Raw genomic sequence first — 13,120 nt, forward strand, 5'->3', positions numbered from 1 at the left:
GGGGTTATTGAAAATCAATAATTACACTATCGCCAAGGTTTAGGCCCAGCAGGCCGCTGGCATTGCCTTTGTTTATGGCAATCTCCAGGTGGTCGCTTATACCAAAAAGGCAAAGTTTTTCGCCTTCGGGTACTTCATTATAATGCCAGCTAAGCTGGTTAATGGTTTCGTTACGTTTAAAGTACAATACAAACCTGCGGCCTTGCTGCACACGGTTAAAAAATTCTTTAGTAACGTTGGTTATCACGTTCTGGAACGAGTCGATATAGATCACTGCACCCTTTATCAGGTTCTTTTCAAGAACGGGCTGCAGGGTCATTTTGTTCTCAATGCTGGTTATCGGTAACCCTATTTCAGCAAGGGTACCACCGCTGGCCAAATGGCATGCGGCCTTTACAAAAATATCTGCCAGCGGGAAGTGCAAAAACTTCAGGTCCTGCATAATATTTATTTCCACAATCTCATCCGGCTCATCGTTAAACATCAATGAGAATATACCATTATCTGCCCCAACAAAGTAGTGGTTTTTATACCTTATTGCAAGGTAACGGGTTTGCGTATTGTACACAGTATCAATACCTATAAGGTGTACGGTACCGTCCGGGAAATAGTAAAAACTATTCTTTAAAATAAAGGCTGCCTGCTGCACATTAAAGGCTGCAACATTGTTAGTAATATCAACAATATTTACTGTTGGGAGCAATTTATAAATACTACCTTTAAGGGCAGCCTGATAAATATCTTTATCGCCCAGATCAGTAGTTAAAGTTATAATTGCCATTAATTTTGTAAATATTTATTGCTAATCTTGTAAAGCATTTAAAGGTGCAAATATTCAATTTTTAATTCATAAAAATTCGCAAACTGACAAAAATCAATCCTATTGAACGAGCTAAAGTTATCAATTGAGCAAATAGACCCCGCCGTTTTATGGGGACCGAATAACGATCACTTCGAGATCATTAAAAAGCAATATCCTAAGCTTAAATTAGTTGCACGCGGCAGCGAGGTTAAGGTTTTGGGGGATGAGAATGAACTGGCCATCTTCCGGGAGAAATTTGATCACCTGGTGCAACATGTAGAAAAATTTGAAAACCTTAATGTAAACGATGTTGAACGCATACTTGGCGCAAGGGTTACTGCCCCAAAAGAAGGCGAAACAGCGCCCGATAAGTTTGCCAGCAGCGAAGTTTTGGTTTTTGGGCCCAACGGTATTATGGTTAGGGCGCGTACGCCAAACCAGCACCGCATGGTTGATAGCCTGAGCAAAAACGATATCCTGTTTGCTATTGGCCCCGCAGGTACCGGTAAAACGTATACCGCGGTTGCATTGGCTGTAAAGGCGTTGAAGAACAAAGAGATAAAACGTATTATCCTTACCCGCCCGGCGGTTGAAGCAGGGGAGAACCTGGGGTTTTTACCGGGCGACCTGAAGGAAAAGATAGACCCGTACCTGCGCCCTTTGTATGACGCGCTTGACGATATGATACCGGCCGAAAAACTAAAGCTTTACCTGGAGAACCGTACCATTGAGATAGCTCCGCTGGCTTTTATGCGCGGCCGTACGCTTGATAACTGCTTTGTAATTTTGGATGAGGCGCAAAACGCTACAGATATGCAGCTAAAGATGTTCCTTACACGTATGGGGCCATCGGCCAAATTTATTGTTACAGGCGATGTTACACAGATAGATCTACCTAAAAAACAGCAGTCGGGTTTATACACCGCGCTGCGTATATTAACTGATATAAAAGGAATTGATATTGTTTACCTGAGCGGTGAAGATGTTGTGCGTCACAAACTGGTGAAACGCATATTGGAAGCTTACGGGGACATACAATAATAGAATCAAGACTTTTAGAGTCAGGAATCAAGACCGGGAAATTATCTTGTGTCTTGATTCTTGTCTCTTGACTCTCTCACAACATGGACGCAATAAAAGAAACACATTTTAATTTTAAGGGGCAAACCAACTATTACAAGGGTAAAGTTAGGGATGTTTATACAATAGATAATAAATACCTGGCTATGGTAGTTACCGACCGCATCTCGGCATTTGATGTGGTACTGCCCGAGCCTATCCCGTACAAGGGGCAGGTGCTAAACCAAATAGCGGCTAAATTTTTAAAGGCCACTGCTGATATTGTACCCAACTGGGTTGTTACTGTGCCCGATCCATCTGTTACTATAGGCCGCATTTGCGAGCCGTTTAAGGTAGAGATGGTAATACGCGGTTACCTTGCCGGCCATGCCGCACGCGAATACGCATCAGGCAAACGCCAGGTTTGTGGTGTTACCCTTGCCGAAGGTTTAAAAGAGAACGATATACTGCCCGAGCCCATCATTACCCCAACCACTAAAGCATCGGTAGGGCATGATGAGGATATATCACGCGAGGAAATATTGAAACAAGGCATTGTTAGCGAAGCCGACTATGTGCAGCTGGAAAATTATACCCGCCAGTTATTTAAACGCGGTACCGAAATTGCCGCCAAACAAGGCCTTATACTGGTTGATACCAAGTACGAATTTGGTAAGGTTGGCGATACTATTTATTTGATAGATGAAATCCATACGCCCGATTCATCAAGGTACTTTTATAGCGAAGGATACGCCGAACGCCAGAAAAGCGGCGAAGCGCAAAAACAACTATCAAAAGAGTTTGTTAGAAAGTGGCTTATAGAGAACGGTTTCCAGGGTAAGGACGGGCAGCAGGTTCCCGAAATGACAAAGGAGATAGTACAATCAATATCTGACAGATATATTGAACTGTATGAGCAAATTACAGGCGAAAAGTTCATTAAGCCCGAAATTACCGATGTGCTAAACAGAGTTGAAAACGCTATAAATAAGGCGTTGGCCGCTTTGTAATTTTTTATTTAAAGATAAATTAATTCTATCTTAGCTTTTTAATTAGAACAAAATGAAATTTACGGTTGACAAGCACGAGAAATATATTCTTATTAAGCTTAACGAATCAAAGCTAAATTCACTGGTTACACCTCAGTTAAAATCAGAACTGATCCTGATCAACACCGAAGGCCAGCGAAACATCATCCTTGATCTTTCGCAAGTGAAGTTTGCAGATTCATCTGGCTTAAGCAGTTTATTGGTTGGGCACCGCTTATGTAAAAACTCATCCGGCTCATTTATACTGTGTGGTTTAAATGATGCGGTATCGCGTTTGGTAACCATATCACAATTAGATAATGTACTTTCTATTGTACCTACCTGCGAAGAAGGCATCGACCTTATTTTCATGGAAGAAATAGAAAAAGAACTGAAGAAAGAAGTAAGATAATAAGCTGTTTATCCCGGTATGAAATTCGAAGTAACTATACTGGGCAGCAGTTCTGCAACCCCCATTTTTAACAGGAACCCCACAGCGCAGGTACTCAACATAAACGAAAAGCTTTATTTGGTTGACTGCGCTGAGGGTACCCAGCAGCAAATGCTGCGGTTTGATGTTAAAGCCAGCCGTATAGATTATATTTTTATTAGCCACCTGCACGGCGATCATTACCTTGGTTTGGTTGGGCTATTATCATCCATGCACCTTAACGGTCGTAAAAAGGAACTTAAGATATTTGGCCCGCCACCCTTAAAAGAGATTGTTGACCTTCAACTCAAATATTCTGAAACTACCCTGCATTACCCTTTAGAATGGGTATTTACGGATGCTACAGCTAAAGGTATTATATTTGAAAATCAGGATATTTTTGTAGAAACCATCCCGCTTGACCACCGCATACCTTGTACGGGCTTTTTGTTCAGGCAAAAAAGGCGGTTACGCAAGCTCATCAAGGAAAAAATAGAACAACTGGAAATACCTGTTGCCTACTATTCTGCCATAAAAAAGGGGAATGATTATACAGCGCCCGATGGTAATGTTTACCAAAACAGCACACTTACCATTGAACCCGCCGAGCCAAAATCATACGCTTACGTGTCTGATACCCTTTACACTGAAAAATACCTGGCGCAAATAAACTCGGTTACGCTGCTTTACCACGAGGCCACATTTTTAAATGACATGCTTGACCGCGCTAACCAAACCCACCATACTACCGCTTTACAAGCAGGAGAGGTAGCAGTAAGGGTGAATGCAGAAAAGCTGCTTATCGGCCATTTCTCGGCCCGGTACAAAACCCTTAACGAGCTTTTGGAAGAAGCACAAAGCGTTTTCCCGAATACAGAACTTGCTGTAGAGGGAAAAACGTTTGTAATTTCTGAATAACTAAGGTTAAAAAAAGAGATCAGTTGAAAAACTGATCTCCAATATCTTGTTTCTAAATTCTAAAATCAATCTCCCTTTTTACCGAATACTGAGAAGTGTACGTAACGGCTTGGGTGGGCTTTTATATCAATAAATAAATTGTTAAGGTTGCTTGATGCCTGGTTAAGATTGTTGTACATCTTATCATCATTCATCAGCAAACCAAGCGAGCCCTGCCCGCTATTGATCTTGTTGATAGTAGATTGCAGATCGGCCATAGCTTTGTTAGCGTTATCTAAAGTACCTTTAACATTTGAGTTAGCCAGATCGGTGCTAAACCTTTCAAAATTGCTTGAGATGCCGGTTAAATGCGCACTACTGTTTTTAAGATTTGCAGATGCCTCATCCGCATTGGCCATGATACCATTAATATGCGCGCTTTGCGAACCAACAATAGCATCAATTTTTTTGGTGGTACCTTCTAATGTTTGCAAGGAGTTGGCAATACTGGTAAAGCTTTTATCAACATTAGCCTGGAACCGCGGGTTCATGATCTTGTTAATAGCACCAAGGGCAGAATCTACCTTGGTTATCAAAACTTCGGCTTTTTTCTGGATAGGCTGCAGGCTTTCGGCCAGGCTGCCTTGTATATCTGCACGCAGCGTGTCTTGATCGCCGGCATACTTCATGCTGTTGCCCAGTTCAAATACAATGGCTTTACTACCTAAAAGATCGGTGCTTTGTAATTTGGCCAGCGTGTTATCAGGTATATTGTATTGTTTATCAACCTTAAATTCAACTGTGGTACGGCCATCAGCATGTAATTGCATTTTTGATACCCTGCCAATTTGAAAACCATTTACCAAAACAGGTTTTGATATGGTTAAACCCTCAACACTGCGGTAAATAGCGTAAAATTTGTTTGATGACGAAAAAACGTCGTTCCCTCGTAAAAAGCTGTATCCTAATATAAGTACCGTTATGGCCACCGCTGTAAGTGCCCCAATTTTTGTTTCGTTAGATATTTTCATATATGGTATAGATAGTGTTTATATTTAAAAATTTAGTTTGCCGTGACTTGTTCCATCTGGTTTTTATATTGATTAATGGCGCGTACTATAGAATTAACTATCTCTGTTTGTCCCTCTTCGGAGTTTAAATATTGCTCATCATCGGGGTTATTAATATAGCCTGTTTCAACAAGTACTGATGGCATTGCGCTGTGGCAAAGCACATAAATACCCTGTTCCCTTAGCCCTTCGCTACGCCTTCCGTCTGTCCCAACAATCTCATCGTTAATTAAGTTTGCAATTTTTATACTTTGTTTACGAAACTTACGCACATAGGCGGCGGTAAGTATGGCAACCACCGGATCATCGGGGTCTAAAGCATCACCATCAAGGCCCGATTCATCAACCTGGTTGTTTTTAATAGCGTTCTGTTCTTCGCGAGACCGGTGCAAACCATAAACAAGCATCAGGGCGCCTTTGCCCGAGCGGTCTGGTACACGCATTGATCTGTACACTGCCTTGCCACGCTTTGTGCCAACACGCTCGCGTATAACCCTGTCTGATAGCGAATTGCAATGTAGTGATATAAATAGGTCCCCCTTGTTTTCATTGGCAATTTGCGCACGCCTTTCAAACGATACATCATCGGGGGTTGAGCGTGTTAATACTGCTTTTACGCCTACAATATCTTTTTCAACAGCCTTCTGCAATTTTAATGCGAGGGCAAGCGTTACATTCCTTTCGGAAGAAAAAGAGCCGTCGGCACCCCGGGAATAATGGCCGGGAGGCGCGTTATCTGGTTTAGCACCGTGGCCGGCGTCAATAATTATAGTTTTAAGTTTGTAACTATTATTTACAACAGTATCTTTTTTTACTATATCTTTTGAAGTGAACGAAAACAATGAGAAGCAAATTAATATCGCGGCAAAGCCACAAATCGTTCTATTCAACCTGTTCAATATTTTATTTTTCATTAGCTTTGAACGCTGTTAACTGTACCTGCAAAAATACTATTCATAATCAATTTTGAAATTAGTTAGGCCTTTTTTTCTACTTGCACTTATATTAATGGTTAAGATGGTAACCTATGCAAATAGCGGTCACCATTATATAACTGTTAAAGATACTATTATAAAACTTGATTCTGTCAGAGATAGGAAACTGCTTCGTAACCCCAAGCCGGCTACGCCTGCAAAAGGGAAGGGGGGCGGCCGTAATTTTACAGCTCCCCAAAATTCTATTACCGCCAAAAAAGATACTACGCCAAGTGCAGGTGGTTTAAAATCAATAGTTAAAGCCACTGCCGAGGATTCATCATTTGTTGATAACGAGAACAAAATGAAGTACCTGTATGGTAAAGCGCGTGTTACTTATGAGGATTTTGAGCTAGATGCTGAATATATCCGTGTGGATGAAAAAAGACACCTAATATTTGCCCGTGGCGCTATCGACCCTAAAACGCGGCGGTATATAGGGCGGCCATTATCAAAATCGGGAAAGGAGAAACCGGTAGCATCAGATTCGTTGCTGTTTGATTATAAAACCAAAAAGGGTAAGATCTGGAACCCTGCGTCAGAGCAAGAGGGTAACTTTATATCGGGCGGCCAGGCAAAACGGCTTAACGAAACCGAGGTTGCTTATCGCAACGTAATTTTTAGCACCTGTGATCTGCCTTTCCCCGAAACGCATTTTGGTATTGTAATTACAAAGGGTATCGGCCAAAAAAACCGTATCATATCGGGCCCGGCGTATTTAGAGATTGCCGGTGTGCCATTGCCGTTAGCTATTCCCTTCGGGTTTTTCCCAAAACCCGATTCGCGCTCATCAGGCGTTATTCTCCCTACTTTTGGGGAAGATGCCAGGCTGGGTTTTTACCTGCGCAACTTTGGTTATTACATTGGCCTTAATGATAATATTGACCTTACAACAATGGCCACACTGTATTCAAAAGGCTCTTTTGAGATAAATACAAACGCGCGTTATTTAAAACGGTATAAGTATGGTGGTAGTTTAACGTTAAGCTATGGATCGCATAACTACGGCCTGGCAGGCGACCCGGCACAAAAAGATTTTAACATTGCGTGGACACACTCGCAAGACCCGAATGCTAACCCTGGTACTACTTTTAGCGCATCAGTAAATGCAGGGACTTCAAGCTTTTACCGGAACAGCCCCGGGCAAAATAATTACAACCTGCAATCGCTTACCCAGAACAACTTAAGGTCAAGTATCAACTACGGTAAAACGTGGGCAAATTCGCCCTTTAACCTAAACGTGAGTTTAGGCCACAGCCAGGACCTTACCCAAAAAACAGTTACGTTGGAACTCCCAACATTCAGTTTTAACATGGCCACATTAAGTCCGTTTGACTCTAAAGACCGTGTAGGCGAACAAAAGTGGTATCAGCGTATTACAGTAGGTTATAGTTTAGTTGGTACAAACAAGTTGAATGCTGTGCCGGAGTCTGAATTGTTTAAAGCAAACACACTCACCAAGCGCCTGCAAAATGGTTTCCAGCATCAAATACCCGTGGCATTTAATGCTACCATATTAAAATACTTTCAATTCAACACAGGGGTAAGCTATACCGAACGCTGGTATTTTCAAACCATTCGGCGTAGGTTCGACAGGGGGAGTGTAGCAGGCCAGGTATTGCCAGTAACCGATACCGTAGGTGGTTTTTCTCGTGCGGCCGAGTATAGCTTTAACGCAGGTTTCTCAACTAAACTATATGGTACAATACCATTTAAAAAGGGTAATATAAAAGCTATCAGGCATATATCTACACCTTCAATCAGCTTTAACTATCGCCCCGATTTTGGCGACCCAAGCTATGGGTATTACCGTACCGCCGTTAGTAATGCAACCGTACCATATCCATATTATGCGCAACGCTATTCAATTTATGAGCAATCAGTGTATGGCGGCCCATCCGCAGGTAAGCAAGCGGGTATAGGTTTTTCGCTTGATAACACGATTGAGGCTAAGGTTAAAGCCAAAAGTACAGACACATCAGGAATGGACAGGAAAATCCCTATTTTACAGGGCTTAACCTTTTCGGGGTTTTACAATTTCGCTGCCGATTCATTAAAACTCTCGAATATTAATTTTTCAGGTCACACGGCTATACTTAACCAAAAGGTGAATATTAACTTTAGTGGCTCGTTTGATCCGTATGTTACCACCGTGCGCGATTCTATCAGTAATGGGCAATTAACCAACTATATAAGGCGTATCAATCGCTTTAGCTGGCAGGATGGTAAATTCCCGATGCTGTCTAACTTTAACTTCTCTATGAGCGGTGCTTTAAACCCGGCAACCTTTAGGCCTAAAGCCGTTGTGCCTGTAGGTACCACCCTGCAAACAATGGATCCTAACCAGGCGCAAAGGCTTGCTATGATAAATAGCGACCCGGGAGCTTATATAGATTTTAATATCCCCTGGAACGTATCCATCAACTACAGCTTTAACTATAGTAACAATATTATTAATACTTCATCAAGTAACACCGTAATGCTTAGCGGCGATGTAAGCCTTACCCAGAAATGGAAAATACAGTATAACACAACTTACGATATAAAGGCGAGGCAACTAAGTAGTGCTACATCATTTGCCATATACCGTGATCTACATTGCTGGGACCTTTCGGTACAATGGCTGCCTTTCGGGTTCTATAAATCATACAACGTTACACTGAAGGTTAAGGCGTCTATTTTGCAGGACCTTAAACTAAGCAAACGAAGCGATTATACCAATAACCAAAACTTTTACTAATATGCTTGCAGAGATCATAACAATTGGCGACGAAATATTGATTGGGCAAATTGTTGATACAAATTCTGCATGGATGGCCCGGAAACTGAATGCAGAAGGTATCAGGGTAAAGCAGGTCTCGTCTGTGTCAGACAATAAGGAGCATATCCTTAAAGCGCTTGCAGAAGCCGCAGGCCGTGCTGATATTATTTTAATAACCGGCGGCCTTGGCCCTACAAAAGACGACATTACCAAATTAACCCTTGCCGAATACTTTAATGTTGGCCTTGTTTTAAATAACGATGCATTAAAAAACGTTGAGAACATATTTAAAAAGTATAATCGGCCCCTGCTTGAAGTGAACCACAAACAAGCCGAAGTACCAGAAAATTGCGAGATCATCCAGAATAATAATGGTACTGCCCCCGGCATGTGGTTTAATGTAGATGGAAAGATCTATGTATCTATGCCCGGCGTACCGTTCGAGATGATGTATATGATGGAAGATACGGTTATACCCAAATTAAAAACAATCCTAAAGCTGCCGGTTATTCTCCACAAAACAATATTAACAGTGGGAGAAGGTGAATCTTTCCTGGCCGAGAAAATAGCAGATATAGAAAACGACCTTCCCGAAAATATAAAACTTGCCTACCTGCCAAAAATGGGGCAGGTGCGTTTAAGGTTAAGCGCCTATGGCGACAGTGAAACCGGGTTACGGGAGAAGTTAGAGCAATTTACCGCAAGGATTGTTGAGCGTGTTGGCCATAATGTGGTTGCACAGGAAGATATCCCGCTGGAAAAAGTAATATTAAATTTCATGGCTGGTAAAGGCCTTACTTTATCTGTTGCCGAGAGTTGTACCGGTGGTTATGTATCGCATCTTATTACTCAGCATGAGGGTTCATCGCAGGTGTTTTTTGGCGGTGCTGTTACTTATTCATACGATTTAAAAGAGAATGTTTTAGGTGTAAAGAACGAAACTCTTTACCAGTTTGGTGCCGTTAGCCGCGAGACTGCGACAGAAATGGTTGAGGGTGCACTACGTCAGTTTAAATCTGATTACGCAGTAGCAATAACCGGAATTGCCGGCCCGGGAGGCGGTACCGAAGATAAACCCGTAGGTACTGTATGGATTGCGGTGGCAAATGCAAATAAAACGGTGGTAAAGAAATTCACATTTGGTAATAAACGGATACAAAACATTGAAAGGAGTGCAGTAGCGGCCTTTTTTATGTTGATTACTTTACTAAAAGAAAGTTAATTGTGACATTATAATTGTATAATTTTGACCAACGAACTATAGTTTTGCGTATGGCCAAATACCAATTATTACTGCCAAAAATGGGTGAGAGTGTTGCAGAAGCAACAATAATTAAATGGAATAAAAAACCGGGAGATTATATAGAAGCAGATGAGGCAGTTATGGAAATTGCGACCGATAAGGTCGATTCAGAAGTTCCATCGCCGGTGTCAGGAAGATTAGTTGAACAGCTTTGTAAAGAAGATGAAGTTGTGCAGGTAGGTTCTGTAATTGCGGTTATCGAAACTGATGAAGCAGGAAGCGATAATACGCCACAAGCTGCCTCAGTACCTGAAACAGCTCCCGAGCCTGCATCTCAAACTGTTGCAGAGCAAGCACCGAACTTTGTAGCACAGCCTACCTCTCAGCAACCTGTTATTGCAGATATCCCAGGCATAGATCAAATAGAGCAAAGGCAAGGTGCACCTATTGATGGTGTTACTTACGAAAATCGTTTTTACTCCCCGTTAGTAAAAAATATAGCTAACCAGGAAGGTATCGGCAACAGCGAACTTGACAAAATACCAGGAACGGGTGCCGAAGGACGTTTAACAAAAGACGATCTGTTGGAGTATATCCAAAAACGTGGCCCTAAGGCTGGTAATGCATCACAAAGTTACGCCGCACCGCAGCAGGGGCAAACAACACAGCCTGTTGCAGCACCGGTAGCCGAGCCGGCTTATGTGGCACCACAACCCGTTGCACAACAGCCACAACAAACCCAACCGGCGCCGTCAGAAACATTTACTGCACCTAAGCAATCGCAAGATTCCCCACAGCCAGCTACTACATCAGTATCTGGCGGTAACGAGATCATTGAGATGGACCGTATGCGTAAACTGATAGCCGAGCATATGGTTTACAGTAAGCACACATCGCCACACGTAACTTCGTTTGTTGAAGCAGATGTTACCGAACTGGTGAATTGGCGCGAGCGTATTAAAAACTCATTTGAGAAACGTGAAGGCGAAAAAATAACCTTCACCCCAATATTCATAGAGGCAGTTGTAAAAGCAATAAAAGATTTCCCGATGATAAATATTTCGGTAAACGGAACTCAGATCATCAAGAAAAAGGATATCAATATTAGTATGGCAACCGCTTTACCAAGTGGTAACCTTATTGTACCGGTAATTAAGAAAGCCGATCAGTTAAGCCTGTTAGGTATTACCAAAGCGGTTAATGACCTGGCTAACCGTGCCCGCAATAATAAACTTCAGCCTGATGATGTAAGAGATGGTACATTCACCATCACCAACGTTGGCTCGTTTGGCAATGTAATGGGCACGCCAATTATTAACCAGCCACAGGTAGCCATTTTAGCCGTTGGCGCAATTAAAAAGAAACCTGCTGTTATAGAAACACCAAAAGGCGACGCCATAGCCATAAGACATATGATGTTCCTTTCGTTATCATATGACCATCGTGTAGTTGACGGTGCATTAGGCGGGCAATTTGTGAGCAGGGTAGCCCATTACCTGGAAAACTGGGACACTAAAAGGAGTTTATAGTTACAGGAATATATAGTTAATTTAATTTGTGAGTTCTACAAAAACAAAGGTTTCCCTAAACGGAAGCCTTTTGTTTTTATATCTCTTTTACAGCTATTGCAACATCGGCTTGTAACCGGTCATCGGCTGTTTCTGCTCCAAAATCGCGTGTAAGCATTTCATAAATTATTTTGAGCCATATTAACAGGCAGGGAAGTGCTATTAAAGCATACGGTATAACATATTTATCTCTTAAGTATCTTGGGAAAAGATCTGAAGGTGAGAAGTTGGTTAATACCAAAGCGAATATAAGCAGGAAGCGTTCATACACTGTAATTGGCCGTTTTAAATTCACGTACCATATACTAACACCAATAAACGCGATGATATAAGTTGGTGGTTCTGAACCGGTACTGAACAATATTGTAAAAAGTAAGGTTGAGGCCAGTAATAACAATTGGTATTGCGTATTCCTCCAATATTTAATGCGAAATACAGATACGCCAAACAATAACAATCCGGGTGCTAAAACCAGCATATTAGATAGGTTTTTAATCAAAAATATTTTACTGATCATGCCCATTACGCTGACATTCCCCCTGGTTGAGACCAGGTTAGTGGCGTTTTTGGCTAACAGGTCTGGATACCAGTCATGATAAGTTTTAAGTATGTACGCCGGTGAGGAAACAAGCATAGGCAATACAAACAACACTGCCGACCAAAATATAAGGCTTAAAACAAGCTTTATCTTATTATCAGAAAAGAAAAAGAAAGCAAGCCCCACAATACCATACAGCTTAATTGCCGTACCTATCATGATCATCAGCGCTGCCCAAAAATCTTGTTTGTTTTTGATGAAAATGAAACTGAATATTACCAGCGCAACGATTAATGGGTTTACCTGCACATTGCCAGATGATCCCATCATGCTATTTACATTAAGCAATAAAATAATGGTTTTTTGAAAATCGTTTAGCGGCAGTTTAATAATGGCGTAGAATAAAATATAGGCCAAAAACATCACCCACAGTATTACGCCAATTTGATTTGGAAGCAGGGCAAATGGCGCAATTATTAACCCGAATACCGGGCCGTAGTGGTTCAGGTCAAAATAATACTGCGGTTCGGGGCCAAACAGGCTTTGCTGATGTATAAGGTTTAAAAAATTGTGCTTATATATAATATAATTATTGTGCGAAGTTTCCTTATTAGCAAAATGAGTAATGATATCTTTAGCTACCGCAAATAAACTAAGGCCAAACCAAAGTGTAAGAATAAATGGCCTGTTAAAAAGGATGCGTTTAAGTTTTTGCATAGTTAAAATATAAGTTGGCCATAAAAGTACAGA

At 41.6% G+C, this 13,120-nt stretch carries 11 protein-coding genes; 7 read left to right on the plus strand and 4 right to left on the minus strand.

Annotated features, from left to right (window positions below):
* Positions 1-4: 4 nt before the first annotated feature.
* Positions 5-781 carry an SAM hydrolase/SAM-dependent halogenase family protein gene (locus IDJ75_RS06055; protein ID WP_191174682.1) on the minus strand — a complete coding sequence of 259 codons (777 nt, stop codon included), beginning with the start codon at positions 779-781 and terminating at the stop codon, positions 5-7.
* A 102-nt stretch (positions 782-883) separates the two neighbouring features.
* On the opposite strand from IDJ75_RS06055, the gene IDJ75_RS06060 reads away from it, so the two are divergent.
* The 4 genes from IDJ75_RS06060 to IDJ75_RS06075 all read left to right on the plus strand — a co-directional run bounded on the left by IDJ75_RS06060 (position 884) and on the right by IDJ75_RS06075 (position 4,237).
* Complete coding sequence (locus tag IDJ75_RS06060) at positions 884-1,843, plus strand: PhoH family protein (RefSeq protein WP_191174683.1); 960 nt, start codon at positions 884-886, stop codon at positions 1,841-1,843.
* Between the two features lie 83 nt (positions 1,844-1,926).
* A complete protein-coding gene (locus tag IDJ75_RS06065) occupies positions 1,927-2,871 on the plus strand; it encodes a phosphoribosylaminoimidazolesuccinocarboxamide synthase (RefSeq protein WP_191174684.1) in 945 nt (314 codons plus the stop codon).
* A 52-nt stretch (positions 2,872-2,923) separates the two neighbouring features.
* Complete coding sequence (locus IDJ75_RS06070; protein WP_067063300.1) at positions 2,924-3,301, plus strand: STAS domain-containing protein; 378 nt, start codon at positions 2,924-2,926, stop codon at positions 3,299-3,301.
* A gap of 18 nt (positions 3,302-3,319) precedes the next feature.
* The gene (locus tag IDJ75_RS06075) at positions 3,320-4,237 is read left to right on the plus strand and encodes a ribonuclease Z (protein ID WP_191174685.1); all 918 of its coding nucleotides are present in this window, start codon (positions 3,320-3,322) and stop codon (positions 4,235-4,237) included.
* A 65-nt stretch (positions 4,238-4,302) separates the two neighbouring features.
* Here IDJ75_RS06075 and IDJ75_RS06080 read toward each other — a convergent pair whose 3' ends face one another.
* Both IDJ75_RS06080 and IDJ75_RS06085 read right to left on the minus strand, forming a co-directional pair.
* Positions 4,303-5,247: an MlaD family protein gene (locus IDJ75_RS06080; protein WP_191174686.1), complete on the minus strand. Its 945-nt coding sequence runs from the start codon at positions 5,245-5,247 to the stop codon at positions 4,303-4,305.
* 32 nt (positions 5,248-5,279) lie between these two features.
* Positions 5,280-6,200, minus strand: coding sequence for an N-acetylmuramoyl-L-alanine amidase family protein (locus IDJ75_RS06085; protein ID WP_191174687.1), 921 nt, complete (start codon positions 6,198-6,200; stop codon positions 5,280-5,282).
* Positions 6,201-6,294: 94 nt separating this feature from the next.
* Between IDJ75_RS06085 and IDJ75_RS06090 the strand changes: the two genes are divergently transcribed.
* From IDJ75_RS06090 to IDJ75_RS06100, 3 genes are read left to right on the plus strand one after another with little or no spacing between them, the layout of a single operon-like run.
* Positions 6,295-9,000 carry a putative LPS assembly protein LptD gene (locus IDJ75_RS06090; protein WP_224746497.1) on the plus strand — a complete coding sequence of 902 codons (2,706 nt, stop codon included), beginning with the start codon at positions 6,295-6,297 and terminating at the stop codon, positions 8,998-9,000.
* 1 nt (position 9,001) lies between these two features.
* Positions 9,002-10,243 (plus strand): competence/damage-inducible protein A, encoded by a 1,242-nt coding sequence (locus IDJ75_RS06095; protein ID WP_191174689.1) that lies wholly within the window; start codon positions 9,002-9,004, stop codon positions 10,241-10,243.
* A 50-nt stretch (positions 10,244-10,293) separates the two neighbouring features.
* The gene (locus IDJ75_RS06100; protein WP_191174690.1) at positions 10,294-11,793 is read left to right on the plus strand and encodes a dihydrolipoamide acetyltransferase family protein; all 1,500 of its coding nucleotides are present in this window, start codon (positions 10,294-10,296) and stop codon (positions 11,791-11,793) included.
* Between the two features lie 76 nt (positions 11,794-11,869).
* Here IDJ75_RS06100 and IDJ75_RS06105 read toward each other — a convergent pair whose 3' ends face one another.
* The gene (locus tag IDJ75_RS06105; RefSeq protein WP_191174691.1) at positions 11,870-13,087 is read right to left on the minus strand and encodes a glycosyltransferase family 87 protein; all 1,218 of its coding nucleotides are present in this window, start codon (positions 13,085-13,087) and stop codon (positions 11,870-11,872) included.
* Between the last annotated feature and the right edge of the window lie 33 nt (positions 13,088-13,120).

This window comes from Mucilaginibacter rigui (assembly GCF_014773275.1).
Lineage (GTDB): Bacteria > Bacteroidota > Bacteroidia > Sphingobacteriales > Sphingobacteriaceae > Mucilaginibacter > Mucilaginibacter rigui_A.